At 70.2% G+C, this 19,874-nt stretch carries 19 protein-coding genes; 12 read left to right on the top strand and 7 right to left on the bottom strand.

Annotation, left to right across the window (positions count from 1 at the left end):
• Window positions 1–1,342: DEAD/DEAH box helicase (locus BIU99_RS04470; protein ID WP_254773564.1), on the top strand; the 1,342-nt coding region annotated here is incomplete at its 5' end.
• 56 nt (window positions 1,343–1,398) lie between these two features.
• Here the strand turns inward: BIU99_RS04470 and BIU99_RS04465 are convergent.
• Window positions 1,399–2,916 (bottom strand): carboxylesterase/lipase family protein, encoded by a 1,518-nt coding sequence (locus tag BIU99_RS04465; protein WP_083397193.1) that lies wholly within the window; start codon window positions 2,914–2,916, stop codon window positions 1,399–1,401.
• Window positions 2,917–2,983: 67 nt separating this feature from the next.
• On the opposite strand from BIU99_RS04465, the gene BIU99_RS04460 reads away from it, so the two are divergent.
• Window positions 2,984–3,406: a GNAT family acetyltransferase gene (locus BIU99_RS04460; RefSeq protein WP_071259794.1), complete on the top strand. Its 423-nt coding sequence runs from the start codon at window positions 2,984–2,986 to the stop codon at window positions 3,404–3,406.
• Window positions 3,407–3,474: 68 nt separating this feature from the next.
• Here BIU99_RS04460 and BIU99_RS04455 read toward each other — a convergent pair whose 3' ends face one another.
• Complete coding sequence (locus BIU99_RS04455; protein ID WP_083397192.1) at window positions 3,475–4,566, bottom strand: Rv2578c family radical SAM protein; 1,092 nt, start codon at window positions 4,564–4,566, stop codon at window positions 3,475–3,477.
• Window positions 4,567–4,718: 152 nt separating this feature from the next.
• Here BIU99_RS04455 and BIU99_RS19670 point away from each other — a divergent pair, with 152 nt between their 5' ends.
• Window positions 4,719–5,126, top strand: coding sequence for a hypothetical protein (locus BIU99_RS19670; RefSeq protein WP_139205342.1), 408 nt, complete (start codon window positions 4,719–4,721; stop codon window positions 5,124–5,126).
• Window positions 5,123–5,308 (top strand): hypothetical protein, encoded by a 186-nt coding sequence (locus tag BIU99_RS04450; protein ID WP_064294237.1) that lies wholly within the window; start codon window positions 5,123–5,125, stop codon window positions 5,306–5,308. Before BIU99_RS19670 ends, BIU99_RS04450 begins: the two co-directional genes overlap by 4 nt.
• Window positions 5,309–5,360: 52 nt before the next feature.
• Here BIU99_RS04450 and BIU99_RS04445 read toward each other — a convergent pair whose 3' ends face one another.
• From BIU99_RS04445 to BIU99_RS04430, 4 genes are all read right to left on the bottom strand, one after another.
• On the bottom strand, window positions 5,361–6,185 hold the full coding sequence (locus tag BIU99_RS04445; protein ID WP_071259792.1) for an energy-coupling factor transporter transmembrane component T: 825 nt from the start codon (window positions 6,183–6,185) through the stop codon (window positions 5,361–5,363).
• Window positions 6,182–7,930: an ABC transporter ATP-binding protein gene (locus BIU99_RS04440; RefSeq protein ID WP_071259789.1), complete on the bottom strand. Its 1,749-nt coding sequence runs from the start codon at window positions 7,928–7,930 to the stop codon at window positions 6,182–6,184. The genes BIU99_RS04445 and BIU99_RS04440 overlap by 4 nt, the downstream gene beginning before the upstream one ends.
• Window positions 7,931–8,512 carry an ECF transporter S component gene (locus BIU99_RS04435; RefSeq protein WP_071259786.1) on the bottom strand — a complete coding sequence of 194 codons (582 nt, stop codon included), beginning with the start codon at window positions 8,510–8,512 and terminating at the stop codon, window positions 7,931–7,933.
• Window positions 8,513–8,625: 113 nt separating this feature from the next.
• Entirely contained in the window at window positions 8,626–9,576 is a 951-nt protein-coding gene (locus BIU99_RS04430; RefSeq protein ID WP_071259784.1) for a pirin family protein, read from the bottom strand.
• A gap of 118 nt (window positions 9,577–9,694) precedes the next feature.
• Between BIU99_RS04430 and BIU99_RS04425 the strand changes: the two genes are divergently transcribed.
• The 5 genes from BIU99_RS04425 to BIU99_RS04405 all read left to right on the top strand — a co-directional run bounded on the left by BIU99_RS04425 (window position 9,695) and on the right by BIU99_RS04405 (window position 13,595).
• Window positions 9,695–10,813 carry an AI-2E family transporter gene (locus BIU99_RS04425; RefSeq protein ID WP_071259781.1) on the top strand — a complete coding sequence of 373 codons (1,119 nt, stop codon included), beginning with the start codon at window positions 9,695–9,697 and terminating at the stop codon, window positions 10,811–10,813.
• A gap of 47 nt (window positions 10,814–10,860) precedes the next feature.
• Window positions 10,861–11,289 (top strand): DUF3592 domain-containing protein, encoded by a 429-nt coding sequence (locus BIU99_RS04420; RefSeq protein WP_139205341.1) that lies wholly within the window; start codon window positions 10,861–10,863, stop codon window positions 11,287–11,289.
• 122 nt (window positions 11,290–11,411) lie between these two features.
• Complete coding sequence (locus BIU99_RS04415) at window positions 11,412–12,026, top strand: hypothetical protein (protein ID WP_071259777.1); 615 nt, start codon at window positions 11,412–11,414, stop codon at window positions 12,024–12,026.
• Between the two features lie 142 nt (window positions 12,027–12,168).
• Window positions 12,169–12,936, top strand: coding sequence for a YcnI family protein (locus BIU99_RS04410; RefSeq protein ID WP_064294245.1), 768 nt, complete (start codon window positions 12,169–12,171; stop codon window positions 12,934–12,936).
• Entirely contained in the window at window positions 12,936–13,595 is a 660-nt protein-coding gene (locus BIU99_RS04405; RefSeq protein ID WP_071259775.1) for a copper resistance CopC family protein, read from the top strand. Before BIU99_RS04410 ends, BIU99_RS04405 begins: the two co-directional genes overlap by 1 nt.
• Window positions 13,596–13,721: 126 nt before the next feature.
• Here the strand turns inward: BIU99_RS04405 and BIU99_RS04400 are convergent, their stop codons facing one another.
• The gene (locus BIU99_RS04400; protein ID WP_064294247.1) at window positions 13,722–14,381 is read right to left on the bottom strand and encodes a fasciclin domain-containing protein; all 660 of its coding nucleotides are present in this window, start codon (window positions 14,379–14,381) and stop codon (window positions 13,722–13,724) included.
• A 208-nt stretch (window positions 14,382–14,589) separates the two neighbouring features.
• Between BIU99_RS04400 and recQ the strand changes: the two genes are divergently transcribed.
• The 3 genes from recQ (at window position 14,590) to BIU99_RS04385 (ending at window position 19,805) form a co-directional block, all read left to right on the top strand.
• Window positions 14,590–16,584: a DNA helicase RecQ gene (gene recQ, locus BIU99_RS04395; RefSeq protein WP_071259773.1), complete on the top strand. Its 1,995-nt coding sequence runs from the start codon at window positions 14,590–14,592 to the stop codon at window positions 16,582–16,584.
• 161 nt (window positions 16,585–16,745) lie between these two features.
• Complete coding sequence (locus BIU99_RS04390; protein WP_064294249.1) at window positions 16,746–18,827, top strand: acyl-CoA dehydrogenase; 2,082 nt, start codon at window positions 16,746–16,748, stop codon at window positions 18,825–18,827.
• Window positions 18,828–18,917: 90 nt separating this feature from the next.
• Window positions 18,918–19,805, top strand: a complete 888-nt coding sequence (locus BIU99_RS04385; RefSeq protein WP_064294250.1) for a neutral zinc metallopeptidase — start codon at window positions 18,918–18,920, stop codon at window positions 19,803–19,805.
• Window positions 19,806–19,874 lie beyond the last annotated feature (69 nt).

The raw sequence follows: 19,874 nt of genomic DNA, 5'->3' as shown, positions 1-19,874 counted from the left end.
CCGCCCCAAGCGGTCCTTCGACGACCGCCCGAAGCGCTCGTTCGACGACCGCGGCGCGTCCGACGCCGGCCGTGGCAGCGACTACTACCCGAAGCGCGACGCCGGCTCCTACACGCCCCAGGACGACGTGGTGCTCGAGCGCCTCGAGGCCGACGCGATCCAGGCCGGCGACGTCGAGGGTGTGACCTTCGAGAGCCTCGGCCTCGGCGGCAACATCGTCCGTGCGCTCGCCGAGCTCGGCGCCGACAGCCCGTTCCCGATCCAGGCGGCGACCATCCCGGATGTCATCGCGGGCCGCGACGTGCTCGGACGTGGCCGCACCGGCTCCGGCAAGACCATCGCCTTCGGTGCCCCGCTCGTCGAGAAGCTCATGGAGAACGGCGGCGGCAAGAACCGCAAGCCGGGTCGCAAGCCCCGCGCCCTCATCCTCGCCCCGACGCGTGAGCTCGCCCTGCAGATCGACCGCACCGTGCAGCCCATCGCGCGCGCCGTCGGCCTCTTCACCACGCAGATCTACGGCGGTGTCCCGCAGGGTCGCCAGGTCGGCGCACTGCAGCGCGGCGTCGACATCATCGTCGGTACGCCCGGTCGCATCGAGGACCTCATCGAGCAGGGTCGCCTCGACCTCTCGCAGGTCACCGTGACCGTCCTCGACGAGGCCGACCACATGTGCGACCTCGGCTTCCTCGAGCCCGTGCAGCGCATCCTGCGTCGCACCGCGCCCGACGGCCAGAAGCTCCTCTTCTCCGCCACCCTCGACAAGGGTGTCGCAGCCCTCGTCAACGAGTTCCTCCCGAACCCGTCGGTGCACGAGGTCGCCGGTGAGGACCAGGCGTCCTCCACGATCGACCACCGCGTGCTGGTGGTCGAGCACAAGGGCAAGGACCGCCTCATCGAGGAGCTCGTCAACCGCACCGAGAAGACCCTCGTGTTCGCCCGCACCCGGGCGTACGCCGAGCGTCTCGCGGAGCAGCTCGGCATGGCGGGCATCCCCGCCGTCTCGCTCCACGGCGACCTCAACCAGGCGCGCCGCACGCGCAACCTGGAGAAGCTCACCTCGGGTCGCGTCAACGTGCTCGTCGCCACCGACGTCGCCGCCCGCGGCATCCACGTCGACGACATCACGCTCGTCGTGCAGGCCGACGCCCCGGACGAGTACAAGACGTACCTGCACCGTGCCGGCCGCACCGGTCGTGCCGGCAAGATCGGTCGCGTCGTCACGATCATCCCCAAGGCCCGTCGCCGCAGGATGACCGAACTGCTCGACCGCGCTGAGATCGAGGCCGCGTTCGACGACGCCGCCCCCGGCGACCAGCTCGTCGAGGACATCGCCACCGCGTAGTCCGCACCGCAGCAGGAACGCCCGCCGAGCTGACGCTCGGCGGGCGTTCTCGCGTGTCAGGGGGTGAGGGCCGCCCGCTCGTCGTCGCGCGGGGCGAGGACGACGGCGTCGTCGACCCCGTCGAAGGTCCGGACCGGGCGGGTGGCGTCCCAGCGCTGCCAGCCCGGGTCGCCTGCCTTCGCGAACGCGACCCAGGCGTCGTGCATCGCGGTCGCGAGCGACTGCGGGGCCGAGCGGCCAGCCATCCGGACGGCCTCCGGGGAGTCGAGGTGGTCGAAGACGAAGCCGATCTCCATCGCGTGGGCCGCACCGAGCTCACCTTCGCCGTCCCCGCCGACCGGGCTCCGCCAGGCGAACTCGTACACCCAGGTGTCCGAGCCGTTGTCGGCGCGTGCGTCCGCGAGTTGATTGAGCGGGACGCGGAGCAGGATGTCGGTCGCGATCGCCCCGAGGATCTCCCCGGACTTCGCTTTCGGACGGTTGCGGCGGAAGGTCCGCACGGCCGAAGCACTGACCCCGAAGCGCAGTCGCGCCGCGAACAGCTGGAGACGGGTGATCCGCCGGGAGATACCGGTCGGGACGAGGAACAGTCGGTGCTCCTCCGTCGTCGTCCCGATGAGCACGGGGATGTCGGCGGAGCCGCCCGACACCAGGGCGTCCAGCGGACTCAGCGGCGCGAGTGGTGACGACGTCGTGATCGAGAACCCCGGACCGCCGGTCAGCGGGTTGCCTCCGCCCATGACCCGTTCCTGGGCCCCGACGAGTCCCTCGGGCGGCACGCGGCGGAAGCCGGCTCGGGTGGTCGGGACGCCGAGGTCCTTGCCCATGAGCTTCGAGATCCGGCCGGAGCGCTCTCGGGGTTCCGAGCGCAGCGGGCCGCTCTGGATGATCGCCCGTCGCATCACGGACGAGGCGTCCGGGTGCGCGAGGAGTGCCGCTACCGAGGCTCCGCCCGCGGACTCTCCGAAGACGGTGACGTTGTCGGGGTCACCGCCGAAGCGGGCGATCTCGTCCTGCACCCACGTCAACGCGGCGAGTTGGTCGGCGAGACCGAGGTTCAGCGGGACGTCGTCGAGTACCGAGAACCCCTCGGACCCGAGGCGGTAGTTGACGGAGACGAGGACGACGCCGTCGCGCGCGAACGCGGTGCCGTCGTACGAGTCGAGTGCGTTGGAGCCGTGTACGAGCGAGCCGCCGTGGATCCACACCATGACCGGGAGCGGGGTGTCGGACCGCTCGGCCGGGGTCCAGATGTTGAGGTTCAGGATCTCATTGCCCGGCACCGTCACGGTGGCGAGCAGCTCGCCGACCGCGCCGGCGTAGGGCGGCTGCGGGGCGGTCGCACCGGGACGGGTCGCATCGCGGGGGTCCTCCCAGGGGACGACCGGCTGGGGGAGTCGGAAGCGGTCGTCACCGAACGGAGCTGCCGCGTACGGGATACCGAGGAATCGGGAGACACCGGCTTCGGTGAGCCCGGTGATCGGGCCGCTGCCGGTGGCGATGGTGACCGGTGTCGATCCGTCAGGCGCCGGGATCGGTTCGCCGGTCGGTTCCAGGCCAGGGTCGATGCTCATACGGGTCCGTTCGTCGATGCTCGGGTGACCAACTGTATCGACGCCGCGTGTGCGGAAGACTGGGCTGATGCAGATCCGTCCCTTCACGCCGTCCGACACCGAGGCCGTCATCGCCCTCTGGCACACCGTCGGGCTCACCCGACCATGGAACGACCCGGCGAAGGACATCGAGCGCAAGTCGACGACGCAGCCCGAGCTGTTCCTCGTCGCGGTGGATGCCGACGGCGCCCTCGTCGGCACCGCGATGGTGGGGTACGACGGCCACCGCGGGTGGGTGCACTACCTGGCGGTGTCGCCGGCCCAGCAGGGCGGCGGGCTCGGACGGCAGCTCATGACCGAGGCCGAACGCCTGCTCACCGAACTCGGGTGCCCGAAGGTCAACCTCATGGTCAGGACGGGCAACGACCGGGTGATCGGCTTCTACGAGGCGCTCGGGTACGGCACCGACGAGGTCGCGCTGCTCAGCAAGCGGCTCATCCCCGACGCCTGACGCCGGTTCGTTCGCCCATTCCTGGGCGAGGGAGTTCTCATTCGCCCAGGAATGGGCGAACGAACGGGTCAGAAGAGGGTCGGCTGGACCTGCAGGCCGGTCGTGACGAACTCCGGGGCGCGCTTGCGCAGCTCGGCCCGCTCGCCGTACCCGTCGCGCAACATGCCGAGCGCCGACGAGCGGACACCTCCGGTGGCGGGGTCTTCGGTACCGCGCTCGAGCCCGTGCTCGCGGATCATCGGGCGGATGCGCGCGGCGAGCCACTTCCGGTACTCCTTCGGGGCGTAGGTGCCGTCGGCGTACATCGAGGTGTAGCGGTCGACGAGTTCGGGGTGCTCCCGCGACAGCCACTGCATGAACCAGGGTTTGACGCCGGCCTTCAGGTACAGGGTCGAGAAGAGGACGGTGCTCGCGCCGGCCTCGCGGATGCGCGACAGGGCGAGGTCGAGGTGGTCGACGGTGTCGGTCAGGTAGGGGAGGATCGGCATCATGAAGACCCCGACGTCGAAGCCGAGGTCGGCAGCAGCGCGGACGGTCGCGAGTCTGGCCGCCGCCGTCGGGGTTCCGGGTTCGATCGATTGCTGGAGCCCGTCGTCGTAGATGGCGATCGACATGGCGAGGTCGACGGGTACGCGCTGAGCGACCTCGGCCAGAAGGGGCAGGTCTCGCCGGAGCAGCGTGCCCTTCGTCAGGATCGAGAACGGCGTCCCCGAGTCGGCGAGGGCGTTGATGATCCCCGGCATGAGCCGGTACTTGCCCTCGGCGCGCTGATACGGGTCGGTGTTCGTGCCGAGCGCCACCGGGTGCCTGCCCCAGCTCGCCTTCGCGAGCTCCTTCTCGAGGACCTCGGCGACGTTCACCTTGACGATGAGCTGCGAGTCGAAGTCCTTCCCGGCATCGAGGTCCAAGTACGAATGCGTCGGTCGGGCGAAACAGTACACGCAGGCATGCGAGCATCCCCGATAGGGGTTGATGGTCCATCCGAACGGCATCACGGATTGGCCGGGCACGCGGTTGAGCGCGGACTTCGCGAGCACCTCGTGGAAGGTGATCCCGGCGAACTCCGGCGTCTGGACGCTGCGCACGAGGTTGTTCAGCTTCGCGAGGCCCGGCAGCGCCGACGTCGCCTCAACCCCGAGTTCCTGTCCGCTCCACCGCATGCCTCCATTAGAACATACATTCGATTGAGGCGGCCATTTGGCATCCGTCATTGACCGTCAGAGTTTGAAGTTTTAGTATTCCAGACACATAGAGAAAGGTGTGAACAATGGCTGTTCATCTATCTATCCAGTCCGAGGCCGACCCTCGACCCGTGCGCTCTCGAGCTGCTGTCAAGATCATCTTGGTCGGGCTGACAGCAGCGTCCGTCGTTCTCGCGCAAACGGGGCCAGCGTCGGCCTCTGAACGCGAGTCTTCGTCTGGAGGTCCGGTTTCGACCGCCGCTGCAGCCGAGCCGAGCGATCTCTCCACGGACACGATCGAAACCGATGGTGCGCCCCTCGTACTGGCGATCGTGGGCGCCGTCCTAGCGACCGGAATGGCCGCCGATCAAGCAGGTCGAACCGCCGGTGCACGGGTGTACTACGCCGGCGTATCCCTCACGCAGTACCAGGAAGTGAAGTGGCAGACGAGGGCCACGGCGGTTGCCGCCCTCGGCGTGATTATGGGGCCGGTCTTCATGGCGTCGTTCGAAGCGACCTTCTATGGATTGGCCTCTTGACCAACGGTCAGCTGCGCTTCTTCCTCGCATTCGTGTCTGCGCTGTTTGCTGCGTACGTCGTGGTGGGTGGCCTGCTCGACCCCCTCGGCCTGCAATCCGGTCAATTAGCGATCGCGTTCAGTATGGCCGTCATGATCATCGCGGCCAGTCTGCCTTCCAAGCCGGGAGACTCAGCCAAGTAGGTTCTCGGTGTGTGGTCCCAGCGTTGGGGCCACACACCGTCGCGCGACGTCATCAAGCGGTCCGATGGGCTCCGGCGGCGAGGCTCCACCACACAAGCACGGCGCTCACGAGCCAGAAGGCGACCATGAAGCACCAGTCGCGGGTGCGGAAGGGGATGCGGGTCCGCTCCGTGCGCTGCGGATGGGCACCGAAGGCGCGGGAGTCCATGGCGAGCGCGACCCGCTCCGCGTGACGGATGGCACCGGCCAGCAGCGGCACGACGGTGCCGGCGGCGCGGCGGACGGCGGCGATCGGTCCGCGACCCTCGGCCATACCGCGGACCCGATGGGCGGAACGGATGACCTCCAGCTCGTGCCCGAACCGCGGCACGAACCGGTAGGCGGCGAGCGCCGTGTACCCGATCCGGTAGGGCACGTGCAGCTGCTGGATCATCGCGCGGACGAACTCCGGGCCGGTCGAGGTGAGGCCGCCGATGCAGGCGAGGACGAGGAGGGCCGCGAGCCGCAGGGCCGTCGCGAGGCCGACGAGCAGCGCCCCGAGGAAGAACCGGTAGTCGCCGACCTGGAACAGCAGGACGGACTGGTCGACGCGGCTCGGGTCGGTCCACAGGCCGAAGCTGAACGACATGATCGCGACGATGAGCGGCAGCGCCACGAAGAGCAGGAGGGCGACCGTCCGCGTCAGGCTGGCTCCGACGAGGATGACGACGACCGCGAGGGCGATGAACAGCGCCGGCGTGACCGGGTCCCTCGTGAACGCCAACAGGATCATCACCGGGAGCGGAGCGCCGAGCTTCGCGAGCGGGTTCAACCGGTACAGGAATCGACCGGCCGGTGCCGTGCCCGAGGCGTACGGGTCGATCGTCGTGGCGCTCATCGGGCGGCCGCCCCGGGCAGGTCGTCGAGTCTCGACAGGTGCCGCCAGTCGGGGTGGTTCGCCAGCGAGCGCATCGCCTGGGCGAGCGGTGGTGGCCGGAGCCCCGCGCGGCGCAGGAGCTCGTCGTCGCCGAGGATCGCGGCGGTCGTGTCGTGGGCGAGCAGGCGGCCGTCGGCCATGACCGCGACGTGACTCGCGTGATCGGCGACGAGCTGGAGGTCGTGGGTCACGACGAGGACCGTGGTGCCCTGCGCGTTGAGGCCGGCGAGGAGGTCCAGGAGCTCGTTCGCCCGCGCCCGGTCCTGACCGAAGGTCGGTTCGTCGAGCGCGAGCACCGGAGCTCCGGCGATGAGGGCGCTCCCGACGGACAGTCGACGCTTCTGACCACCGGAGAGGAGGAACGGGTGCACGTCGCGTGCGGACTCCAGGCCGAACCGCCGCAGCAGGTCGTCGACGCGCCGTTCGATCCCGGTGTCGTCGACGCCCCGGATCCGCAGGCCGTGCGCGAGTTCGTCGTGGACGGTGTGGGCGATGAACTGGTGCTCGGGGTTCTGGAAGACGAAGCCGATGTGTGCCGCGATCGTCCGGACCTCGCTGCGCCCCGGGTCGATCCCGCCCACGTCGATGCGCCCGCGGGGAGGTCGGACCACGCCGGCGATCGCCTGGAGCAGCGTCGTCTTGCCGGCGCCGTTCGTCCCGATCACGGCCAGGAAGTCGCCCGCGGCGACCTCGAGGCTCACCTCGTGGAGGATCGGGGTGCGCCGGCGGCCCCGACCGCGTTCGACGCTGAGGCGGTCGACGCGGACCGCGACCGACCGCTCGGCGGTGATCGAGGCGACGGGTGCCGTCGGCGGCGCCGGCAGTGCGGTCGCATCGAATGCGGCCGTCAGCTCGGCGGGTGTCAGGGGGAGGTCCGGCAACGTGACACCGGCCGACCGCAGGCGCAGCGCGGCGAGCGTCGCGACGGGGAGCCAGACGCCCATGGCGAGGAGCTCGTCGAGGTGTCCGAGCAGGACCTCGCGGGTCGGACCGTCGAAGGCGAGCCGCCCGTCGCGATCGAGGACGACGACCCGGTCGACGAGGTCGATGGCGGCGTCGAGGTTGTGCTCGACGAGCAGGATCGCGTGCCGCTTCCCGGCGTCGTCGGGTCCGGAGACGAGCGAGCGGAGGGCGGCGTAGACCTCCTCGATGCCGGCCGGATCGAGGTTCGCCGTCGGCTCGTCGAGGACGAGGAGGTCGCTGCCCATGGCCAGGGCGCAGGCGATCGCCAGTCGCTGTCGGCCGCCGCCCGAGAGCCGGTCGGGGTTCTCGGTCCGACGCTCCCAGAGCCCGACTTGCCGGAGCGCACGTTCGGCGCGGGACAGCACCTCCTCGACGGGGAGCAGGAGGTTCTCCGGGCCGAAGCACACCTCGTCGAGGACCGTTCCGGTGACGATCTGCGCATCGGGGTCCTGGAACACCATCGCCACGTGCTCGCTCAGCTGCGCGACCGTCGAGGTGGCCGTGTCGAGCCCGCCGGTGATCACAGCACCCTCGAACTCTGCCGGGACGGCGTGGGGGATGAGGCCGTTGAGCGCTAGGGCGAGCGTCGACTTCCCCGAGCCGCTCGGCCCGAGCAGCAGGACCACCTCACCGGGTGCGACCTGGAACGACACGTCGTCCGGGGTCCACTCCTCGCGCTCGTCGTGACGGATGCGCACCCGCCGGACGACGGTGGCGGGGTGCGTCGGCGGTACGGGGTCCACTCAGGCCCGCGTGCCGGCCGAGCCGCGATCGCGCTGCAGCGGTTTCGCGATGGACCGCCCCACACCGGCTCTCGCGAGGGCCGCTGCGACCGCCCGCCCGAGCGCGGTGAAGGCGATCGGGCTCAGGACGAAGAGCGCGATGTAGACCGTCTGGGCGAGGGGCGCGAAGTGCTCGATCCCGAGGACGACGAGCACGGAGCCGCCGAAGACGAGTCCCGCGATGCCCGCAGCCAGGTAGAAGACCCAGGCCTTCCAGACGCGGTAGCGCGACACGGCGAAGGGGATCTCCTGCAGGAGCCCGATCGCGAGGCCGGTGCCGAAATAGCGGAAGAACCACTGCGGGCTGAACGCCGCGGAGACGAGGCCTGCGGTGAGCCCGGTCATGAGGGCCACGCCACCTCGTCGGAGGAGCGCCTGCGAGACGACGCCCGGCAGGAAGTACACGCCGATGATGAGGCCGTAGAGCACGGGTGCGGTCGCGGAGATCGTCCCGCCGACGTACCCGGAGACGACGAAGACGAGGCCGCCTCCGACGCCGATGGCGGCGCAGGTCAGCAGCAGTCGCGTACTCAGACGTTGCATGAGCCCACCTTCACGAGCAGCCGATCTCCTGAGGACAGCCTATCCTTTATCGGCCCGTCGAGACGCCGACGGACACCGCTCGGAACGGGGTCCCGAGCACCCGAACCGGGCGATCAGATCGAGCGTCGGCGCGGGGTCAGCCGGACGTTCGGCAAGGGCGGCGCCGGGATGCGGTCCGTGCCGTGGCCGGCGACCGACCCGAAGCGCGGCGACCCCGCCTCCCAGTCCTCCCGGGCGGACGCGATGTCCTCGTGAGTGCGACCGACGAAGTTCCACCACATGACCAGTTCCTCCGGGAACGGCGTCCCTCCGAGGAGCACGAAGCGGGCACCGGTCGCGCTCCGGAACTCGAGGCGATCGCACCCGGGCGCCAGGTAGAGCAACGGGCCCGAGTCGAGTTCGACGCCGCCGACCTCAAGCGCCCCTTCGAGCACCAGGACGCCGTGCTCGAAGGCCGGATCCACCGGCACCTCGACGACGGTGTCGGCCTCGAGCGTCACGTCGGCACCGAGCAGGGGCGAGTGGACGGTCGCGGTCGACGTCGCCCCGCCGAGCGTGCCGACGAGGACGGTCGCCTCCAGTCCCGGAGCGCGGTGGACGGGCAGGTCCGTGTGCTGCTCGAACGCCGCCGGCACCGAGGCGGCGGCCTCCGGGAGCGCCACCCACAGCTGGAGGCCGTGCATGGCGGCCGCCTCCTCGCCCACCGAGAACTCGGAGTGCGACACGCCGCGGCCGCTCGTCATGAGGTTGAGCTCGCCCGGGCGGACGACCACGTCGCTGCCCACGCTGTCGCGGTGGCGGATGTCGCCGACCAGTGGCCACGTCACGGTCTGCAGGCCGGTGTGCGGATGGGGCAGGACGCGCATCAGCGAGCGGTCCTCGTCGAAGCGGTCGAGGAAACACCAGGCGCCGATCATCGGCAGCTCGCGCTGCGGGAGGGTGCGGTGGACGCTCAGGCCGCGGACGCCGCCCAGGGGGACCTCGCGGGCCTCGAGGAGCCTCGTCCCGGATCCGTCAGGTGCGTGGCAGACGCTGGGGACCGGGTCGGCGTCGAGTCTCGTCATGAGCGCCTCCTTATCACGGACAACGCTACTCCCGCTCGGCCTGACCTCGGCCCGCACCGACGTGGTTGACTGGGCGCGGGGCCCGTCCGGCTCCGCCGCTGCCGAGATTGGGGATCCCATGGGCCTGTTCGACAAGCATGAGGACGCACCGGAGCCGCTCGCCCGCGGCCTCTGGCACGACCGCATCGGCACGCTCGCGACCCGGAGTGTCCAGACGCTCGCCATCGTCGCGGTCGCCGCGCTGATCGTCTTCGCGCTGACCCAGCTCTCGCTCGTGATGATCCCCGTCGTCATCGCACTCATCCTCGCCTCGGCGATCTACCCGCTCATGCGGTGGATGCGGTCGAAGGGGCTCCCGTCGATCCTCGCCACCTGGATCGCCCTCGTCTCGATCCTCGTCGTCCTCGGCGGCATCGGGTGGCTCATCGTCTGGGCCGTGCGCAGCCAGTGGGACGACCTCGTCGACTCCGCCTCGAAGGGCTTCGGTCAGCTGCAGGACTGGCTCGGCACCCTGCCGTTCGACATCGACGAGAAGCAGATCGAGGACGCCAAGCAGACCGCGGTCGACTTCCTCACCTCGAGTCAGTTCGGCAGCGGGGCGCTCGCCGGTGTCTCCGCGACGGCGAGCTTCCTCACCGGCCTGGTGCTCATGGTCGTCGTCCTGTTCTTCTTCCTCAAGGACGGGCCGCGGCTGTGGGAGTTCCTGCTCCGCCCCTTCACCGGAACCGCATACGACCGTGCCAAGCGCATCGGCGGCAAGACGGTGGACACCCTCGGCGGGTACGTGCGCGGCACGGCGACCATCGCGGCCGTCGACGCGATCGGTATCGGTATCGGCCTCGCGATCATCGGGGTCCCCCTCGCCCTCCCGCTCAGCGTCATCGTGTTCCTGACCGCCTTCATCCCGATCGTCGGTGCGACCGCCGCGGGCATCCTCGCGGCCCTCGTCGCGCTCGTCGCCAACGGTCCGGTCGCCGCCCTCATCGTCGTCGGCATCGTCGTGCTCGTGAACCAGCTCGAGGGCAACTTCCTCCAGCCCGTCGTCATGGCCCGCTCGCTCAAACTGCACGCCCTCGTCGTCCTCCTCGCCCTGACGGCCGGCACCATCCTCGGCGGCATCGTCGGCGCGGTCCTCGCCGTGCCGATCGCCGCGGTCGCGTGGGGCATCATCGGCGTCTGGAACGGTCCCGACCAGCCGGCCGAGCCCATGCGACAGAAGCGACCCGAGTCCGTCTGAGGGAGGCCGTACGGGTCGTGGGTCCGCGCGCCGGATAGCATGTGATCGTGGACCCCCACGATCTCCTCGGCCTCGTCCTCGAGGTCTTCACCTGGATCGGCTTCGGCAGCGCCGTCGTCGTGCTGATCGTCATGCTCATCGCGCGGGCCGCGGACGGCAGCTGGGTGGAGACGCACGGGGTCATCGTGGACCTGCCGGACGACGCGGACGGCGGGCAGGGGCGCGAGGTCCGCTGGATGACCGAGTCGGCCGAGCTGTACTCACGACCCGTCACGGACGCGGAGATCGACGCCCTCCGCGACCCCGAGGAGCCGAACGTCTTCTACGCCCGCCGGGAACCGTCGCGCGCACGCTTCCGCCGGACGGCCGATCACACGAGAGCGCTCCGACTGCTCTTCGGCGTGACCTTCGGCATCGGCGTCGTCTGCTCCATCGCCTCGATCGTGCTGCTGTTCGTCGCCGACACCGGGGCCTGAGCACTCTCTCCGGTCCCTGAGTACCTGCTCCCCGGTCCCTGAGCCTGTCGAAGGGCGGCGCTCGGGTAGGCTGTGAGCACGAGCGTCGACACCTGGTCCGCTCGTTCTCCCGGAGGCAGCGCATGACGGAACGGTGGGCCCGTGTCGCCCGCAGCACCGCCGCAGCCGCGTTCGCCACCTTCGCCGCCGCCCTCTCGCACACGATCGGTGGGGCCGCCGCGCCGTCCGCGTTCGTGCTCCTGGTCGGTGGGACCTTCGCCGTCCTGGTCTGTGTCCTCCTCGCCGGCCGCCGCATCACCGCACTCGGGGTCGTCGCCTCCGTGCTCGTGAGCCAGCTCGGCTACCACGCGCTCTTCACCCTCGTCCCGAGCACCGTCAGTGCCACGGTCGCCTCCGGCGGCGCGACCGGCCCCGCCGACTGGCACCGGCACGGGGTCGTCGAACTCGCGACCGGCGGCGTCACCACGGCACACTCCCACGGCGACACCACGATGTGGGCGGCGCACCTCGTCGCGGCCGTCGCGACCATCGCCGCCATCCTCTTCGCCGAACGCGCGACACTCGCCGCGCTCGCCGCGCTGACCGTCCGGATCCTCGCCCGCCGTGCAGCACCGACCCACCTCGTCCCCGCGCCCCGTCGGGTGCGCTGGGTCCGGGTCAACCGTCGCCCCCGCAACCTCGGGGTGGTCCTGCTCCACCTGCGACACCGCGGTCCGCCGGCACTCGCCGCCGCCTGACCGACGCATCACCCTCCGACCGGGACGGGTGCCGTGCGTGGCCGGGTCGGCCCAGCGCAGCAGCACCCTTCGGCGCGCCATCCGGCGCGACCATCCCCATTCCGCACGCTCGACGCCGTGCGGATCAGTCGACAGGACGATCATGAACGCAACCACCCCCCGCCCCACCTTCCGCAAGCCCGCCGTACTCGGTGCCGTCGCCATCGGCGCCGGAGCGCTCCTCGCGGTCGGCGCACCGCTGGCAGCCAGCGCCCACGTCAGCGTCACGCCGACCTCCACGGCCGCCGGCTCCTACACGGTGCTGAGCTTCGCCGTCGGCCACGGCTGCGACGGCTCGCCCACGACGAGCCTCTCCTTCGAGATCCCCGAGGAGATCAACGCCGTGACGCCGACGGTCAACCCGAACTGGACCATCGACAAGCAGATGGCCCCGCTCGCGAAGCCCATCACCGACAGCCACGGTGAGCAGCTCGCCGAGCGTGTCGGCACGGTCGTCTACACGGCCAAGACGCCGCTCGCCGACGGCTACCGCGACACCGTCTCCTTCCAGGTCCAGCTGCCGGCCGACGCCGAGGGCAAGACGCTCGTCTTCCCGGTGACGCAGACCTGCGAGGTCGGCCAGACCGACTGGACCGACGTCGCGAAGGACGGTCAGACCGAGGACGACCTCGAGTCGCCGGCGCCGGTCGTCGTCGTGACCGCTGCCGAGGCCGGCGACCACCACGGTGGCGCCGCCACGGACGACGACGGTGACGGCGACCACACCGAGGCCGCCGCCGCGACCGACGCCGGCAGCACCGACGTGCTGGGCCGCGTGCTCGGCATCGCCGGTCTCGTCGTCGGTGCCGCCGGCATCGTCATCGCTGCCTCCGCACGCCGCGCAGCGTCCGACGCGAAGCGCCAGGCCTGATGACGGTCTCCCGTCGTCGCCGTCTCGTCGGCACCGCTGCGACCGCGTTCCTCGCGGTCGCAGCGGTGCTCGCCGTGGCCCAGCCGGCCTCAGCGCACAACAGCATCATCTCGACGACGCCGGCCGAGGGGTCGACGATCACGGAGCAGCCGGAGCAGCTCGTCATCACGACGAACGACAACCTGCTCGACCTCGGGGAAGCCGGCCAGTCCAACCAGATCCAGGTGACCGGTCCCGGTGACGAGCGGCTGTATTACGGCACCGCCTGCGCAGCCGTGAACGGCCCGGCGCTCGTCATGCCGCTGCAGCTCGGGCAGGCCGGCGAGTACACCGTCGTCTGGCAGCTGGTCTCGACCGACGGCCACCCGCTGTCGGGCAGCTACACCTTCGAGTGGGCGCCGGCCGAGGGCCAGGAACTCGCGGCGGGGAACGCGAAGCCCGCGTGCGCGACGAGCGGTGCCTCCACGGTCGAGCCCTCGTCGGAGGCGGGCGGTGTCGAGCCGCAGTCGTCATCCGACGGCGGCTTGAGCGGCGATGTGTGGTGGATCGTCGGCGCGATCGGCGTCGTCCTGATCGCCGGCATCGGCGTGCTCCTCGTGACCCGGCGGAAGCCGGAGCCCGTCTCGGACGACCAGGGCACGGACACCTCCGCGCCCTGAGCCGTACCCCCCGGACTCTGAGCTTGTCGAAGGGTCCCGATCACAACGGAACAGCCCCGCCATCCTCGAGAGGATGACGGGGCTGTCGCTGTTACCGGTGTAACGTGCGGGTGAACCCGCGGTCGGCTACTTTGCCGGCGGCATCAGCACCGAGTCGATGAGGTACACGGTCGCGTTGGCGGTCTTGACGCCACCGCAGATGACCTTGGCACCGTTGACGGTGATGTTGTCACCCGAGCCCTCGACCTTGACGGTTCCACCCTCGACGGTGGTCTGCTCACCGTCGATGTCGGACGGAGCGATCTGGCCGGGGATCACGTGGTACGTGAGGATCGAGGTCAGCGTCGCGGCACCCTCAGGCGTCTTGAGGCTGTCGATCGTGGCGGCGTCGATCTTCTTGAACGCGTCGTCGACCGGTGCGAAGACGGTGAACTCGGAGCCGTTCAGCGTGTCGACGAGGTTGACGTCGGGGTTCAGCTGGCCGGAGACCGCAGCGGTCAGCGTGGTGAGGAGCGGGTTGTTCGACGCGGCGACGGCGACGGGGTCGGCCGACATGCCGGCGACGGAGCCTGCACCGTCCGGGACAGCCTCGGCGTAGGCGGCGCAGCCCGAGCCGACGAGGTCCGCTGCGGGGTCGGAGGTCATGCTCGACTCGGAGGGAGCGGAGCTCGGCTCCATCGACGAACCGCTGTCGGAGCTGGAGCCGCTGGAACAGGCGGCGAGGCCGAAGGTCGCGACGGCGGCGAGTGCGAGCACTGCCATGTGGTTTCGCTTGATGGTACGCATGTGATTCTCCTTTGATGAGGTTTGGACCGGTTGTCGAGTGCCTCTCAGAACCGGCCCTCGATGACACTTCGGAGCCCCCTCGGGGGTGGTTTGGAAAAAGATCCGATCGCGACTCGGACGGGGTCGCGCATTAAGAGGAGCGAAATTCTTCGGATCCGTTCCTGTGGAGGGGCACCGGGGTGTCAGCCGCTGCGGCTACGATCGACGGATGAGCTGGAGCACCGAACCCGACTGGATCCCGGACGACGCGGACGCTCCCGACGACTTCGACGCCCCGCCGCCCGACGACGCGTATCTCGGCGGTGGCGTCGCGTGGGGGAGCGGTGCTGTCACCTCGGCTCCCGCCGCTCCACCTGCGGTGGCGGTGCGTGCGGCAGGCCAGAAGTTCGCCACGGCGCAGGAGGCACTCCACACGGTCTTCGGGTACGACGCGTTCCGCGGTGAGCAGCAGCAGATCATCGAGCAGGTCGCCGGCGGCGGCGACGCGGTCGTCCTCATGCCGACGGGTGGGGGCAAGAGCCTCTGCTACCAGATCCCCGCCCTGCTCCGGCCGGGCACCGGCATCGTCGTCTCCCCACTGATCGCCCTCATGCAGGACCAGGTCGACGCACTCCTCGCCGTCGGGGTCCGCGCCGCGTTCCTCAACTCGACCCAGGATCCCGCTGAGCGCTCCCGGGTCGAACAGGCCTACCTCGCGGGCGAACTCGACCTCCTCTACGTCGCGCCCGAGCGTTTGAGCTCCGAGGCGACCCGGCGCTTCCTCGGCCAGGGCACCATCGCCCTGCTCGCGATCGACGAGGCGCACTGTGTGTCGCAGTGGGGGCACGACTTCCGTCCCAACTACCTCATGCTCGGCGAGCTCGCCGAACGCTGGCCCGACGTCCCTCGCATCGCACTCACCGCGACCGCCACCGAGGCGACGCACCAGGAGATCACGCAGCGGCTCCACCTCGGCGAGGCGAAGCACTTCGTCTCGAGCTTCGACCGCCCGAACATCCAGTACCGGATCGTCGGCAAGAACGAGGTCCGCAAGCAGCTCGTCGCGTTCGTGAAGGAGCAGCCGGCCGGCACCGCGGGGATCGTCTACTGCCTGAGTCGGAAGACGGTGGAGCAGACGGCACAGCTGCTGCGCGACAACGGGGTGGACGCCGTGGCGTACCACGCCGGACTCGACGCCTCCGTGCGGGCCGCGGCGCAGTCCCGCTTCCTCCGCGAGGACGGCGTCGTGGTGGTCGCGACCATCGCCTTCGGCATGGGGATCGACAAGCCGGACGTCCGCTTCGTCGCCCACGTCGACCTCCCGAAGAGCGTCGAAGGCTACTACCAGGAGACGGGCCGCGCGGGGCGAGACGGCGAGCCGTCCATCGCCTGGCTCGCGTACGGTCTGCAGGACGTCGTCCAGCAGCGGCGCATGATCGCCGAGTCGCCGGGCGACCTCGCGCACCAGCGCAATCTCAGCGCCCACCTCGACGCGATGCTGGCCCTCTGCGAGACCGTCGACTGCCGCCGGGTCAACCTGCTGCGCTACTTCGGTCAGCCCTCCACACCGTGCGGCAACTGCGACACCTGTCTCGAACCCCCGGTCACCTGGGACGGCACCGTGCCGGCGCAGAAGCTCCTCTCGACGATCGTGCGCCTGAAGCGCGAGCGCAACCAGTCCTTCGGTGCGGGGCAGATCATCGACATCCTCCGCGGCAAGCGCACCGACCGCGTCGCCCAGCAGCGGCACGACGAACTCGCGACCTTCGGCATCGGCGAGGACCTCAGCGACCAGGAATGGCGCGGCGTCGTCCGTCAGCTGCTCGCACGCGACCTCCTGGCCACGGTCGGTGAGTACGGCACGCTCGGCCTCACCGAGGGGAGCGCCGAGGTGCTCGCGGGGAACCGGCCGGTCGCCATGCGTCGCGAGCCGGAACGCGCCGCACGCTCCTCGTCGAGGTCGTCCTCCCGCTCGTCGAGCGCGAACGCCGAGCTCGAGCCGGCCGCGGCCGAGCTGTTCCAGGCCCTGCGTGCCTGGCGGGCCGGGGTCGCGAAGGAGCAGGGTGTCCCGGCCTACATCGTCTTCGGCGACGCGACCCTGCGTGAGGTCGCGACGGCGAAGCCCGACTCGCTCGGCGCGCTCGACGGCATCAGCGGCATCGGTGCGAAGAAGCTCGACGCCTACGGGCAAGCGCTCATCGAGGTCGTCGCCGCCAACGCCTGACGCCGCTCCTGAGAGCCAGCTGCGACAGCTGTGGGGGAGGACCAAGTCGATCGACGACGATCGGGCGGGCCCTTGTCCACATCCCACAGGCGCTTTCACCCATCGTTATGACAGTCCTACCATTGTGGGAGGTTTTCATGGGTGAAAGGCAGGACACAGCGATGGTCGACACAGCGATCCGGACGAGCGTCAGCGGGAGCACGGCAGCGACGGTCGAGGTGGCGCCGTCCGACGCGCGGATCGACGTCCCGGCGCTCGCGCACCAGCTGCTCGGCACCTGGCCGGAGGCCCGTCTCGCGTCCCGGGCGCTCGCCGCGAAGCCGGAGATGCAGCGCATCGAGGGCCAGTCGATGGACGACCACCGCGACCGCGTCTTCCACCAGCTCAAGCTCCTCGTCGAGAACGGTCAGGTGCACAAGGCGTTCCCGAAGCGCCTCGGCGGCGCCGACGACCACGGCGGCAACATCGCCGGGTTCGAGGAGCTCGTCCTCGCCGACCCGTCCCTCCAGATCAAGTCCGGTGTGCAGTGGGGGCTCTTCGGTGCGGCGATCCTGCACCTGGGCACCGAGCCGCACCACGACGCGTTCCTGCCCGGCGCGATGAACCTCGACGTCCCCGGTGCCTTCGCGATGACGGAGTCCGGTCACGGCTCCGACGTCGCCTCGATCGCGACCACCGCGACGTACGACCCGGAGACCCAGGAGTTCGTCATCGACACCCCGTTCCGCGCGGCGTGGAAGGACTACCTCGGCAACGCGGCGGTCCACGGGAAGGCGGCGACGCTGTTCGCGCAGCTCATCACGAAGGGCGTGAACCACGGTGTGCACTGCTTCTACGTGCCGATCCGCGACGACGAGGGCGCGTTCCTCCCCGGGATCGGTGGTGAGGACGACGGTCTGAAGGGTGGGCTCAACGGCATCGACAACGGCCGGCTCCACTTCACCGGCGTACGCGTGCCGCGCACCAACCTCCTCAACCGCTACGGCGACGTCGCCGAGGACGGCACCTACTCCTCGCCGATCAAGAGCCCCGGGCGTCGCTTCTTCACCATGCTCGGGACGCTCGTCCAGGGTCGGGTGTCCCTCGACGGGGCCGCGACGTCGGCCTCCGCGCTCGCCCTCCAGATCGCGATCACCTATGGCAGTGAGCGTCGGCAGTTCAATGCGGGCAGCGACACCCAGGAGGAGGTCATCCTCGACTACCAGCGCCACCAGCGTCGGCTCCTGCCGCGCCTCGCGACGACGTACGCGCAGATCTTCGCCCACGACCGGCTGCTCGTGAAGTTCGACGAGGTGTTCAGCGGCAAGGCCGACTCGGACGACGACCGTCAGGACCTCGAGACGCTCGCGGCGGCTCTCAAGCCGCTGTCGACCTGGCACGCGCTCGACACGCTCCAGGAGGCACGCGAGGCGTGCGGGGGCAACGGCTTCCTCGCGGAGAACCGCCTCACCGGGCTGCGTGCCGACCTCGACGTCTACGCGACGTTCGAGGGCGACAACAACGTGCTGCTGCAGCTCGTGGCCAAGCGTCTCCTCACCGACTACAGCCGGAAGTTCGCGAAGGTCGACGCCGGTGCGCTCGCCCGCTACGTCGTCGAGCAGGCGACCGACCGCGCCGTGCACAGCAGCGGACTCCGGAGCCTTGCGCAGACCGTGAAGGACTTCGGGTCCACCGCACGCTCGGTGAGCCAGCTGCGCGACACGAACGTCCAGCGGGAGCTGCTGACCGAGCGCGTCGAGTCGATGATCGCCGAGGTCGCGACCAAGCTGCGCGGCGCGAACAAGCTCTCGAAGCAGGCCGCGTCCGACTTGTTCAACGCACACCAGAACGAGCTCATCGAGGCGGCGCGCGCCCACGGCGAGCTCCTGCAGTGGGAGGCGTTCACGGAGGGTGTCGAGCAGATCGAGGACGCGGGCACCAAGCAGGTCATGACGTGGGTACACGACCTCTTCGGGCTGTCGCTCATCGAGAAGCACCTCGCCTGGTACCTCATCCACGGTCGCCTGTCGCCGCAGCGCGGTCAGGCCGTCAGCGCCTACGTCGACCGCCTCATCTCCCGGCTGCGTCCGCACGCCCTCGATCTGGTCGAGGCGTTCGGCTTCGCGCCCGAGCACGTGCGGGCACCCATCGCGACGGGCCAGGAGGCGCAGCGTCAGCAGGAGGCCGCCGACTACTTCGCCGCCCTCCGCGCCTCGGGCGACGCACCCGTCGACGAGAAGACGCTCACGAAGAAGTCCCGCTGAACCCAGGCGGTTGACGGGAGGCGAATCGTCGCCCGCGCAAGGGGCGGGCGACGATATGCCTCACCTCGCGCTGCGCGATAGGGTGCCGACATGACGTTCAACGACAACGCCGACATCAGCGGGAACAAGGTCAAGCGACGGGGCCGCACGACCGGCATCGCCGTCGGTGGTGGCGCGGTCGGTGTCATCGTGATCGCCCTCATCTCGCAGTTCCTCGGGGTCGACGTGTCGGGCATCCTCGGTGGCGCGGGCGTCGGCGGGGGCCAGCAGGAGGAGAGCCAGCTCTCCGACGAGTGCCAGACGGGCGCCGACGCGAACGCGAGCGTCGACTGCCGCATGGGTGGTGCCTACTCGTCGCTCGACGCCTACTGGGCCGAGGAGCTGCCCGCGCTCGGTGCCGACTACACCTCGCCAGCCGATTTCATCATCTTCGATCAGCAGACGAACACGGGTTGCGGGGCCGCCACGAGCGCCACCGGCCCGTTCTACTGCCCTCCGGATCAGACCATCTACATCGACACCAGCTTCTACGCCGAACTGCGCGACCGCTTCGGGGCGTCGGGCGGACCGCTCGCCGAGATGTACGTCGTCGCCCACGAGTGGGGGCACCACATCCAGGCGCTCACCGGCATCATGGACCGCGCCGATCGCAGCGGTACCGGGCCCGCCTCCGACTCCGTACGGATCGAGGTCCAGGCCGACTGCTTCGCCGGTGCCTGGGTCGCCGCGGCGTCGGACACGGAGGACGCGAAGGGGGTCGCCTTCCTGAAGCCCGTGACCCAGCAGGAGATCGACGACGCGCTGAGCGCCGCGGCGGCCGTCGGTGACGACCGCATCCAGGAGGCCGCGACCGGCCAGGTGAACCCCGAGGCCTGGACCCACGGCTCCGCCGAGCAGCGTCAGCGCTGGTTCATGACCGGGTACCAGTCCGGTCCGTCCGCCTGCGACACCTTCTCGGTGTCCGCCGACCAGCTCTAGCCCGCGAGGGGTCCCGAATGGTCGGTTCAGCGCGTGCCGAGGGGACCATTCGGGACCCCTCGCGAGCTG

It is taken from the genome of Plantibacter sp. MMLR14_011, assembly GCF_001865025.1.
GTDB lineage: Bacteria > Actinomycetota > Actinomycetes > Actinomycetales > Microbacteriaceae > Plantibacter > Plantibacter flavus_A.
The sequence above is the reverse complement of the archived record's forward strand: the minus strand, read 5'-3'. Positions and strand labels throughout refer to the sequence as shown.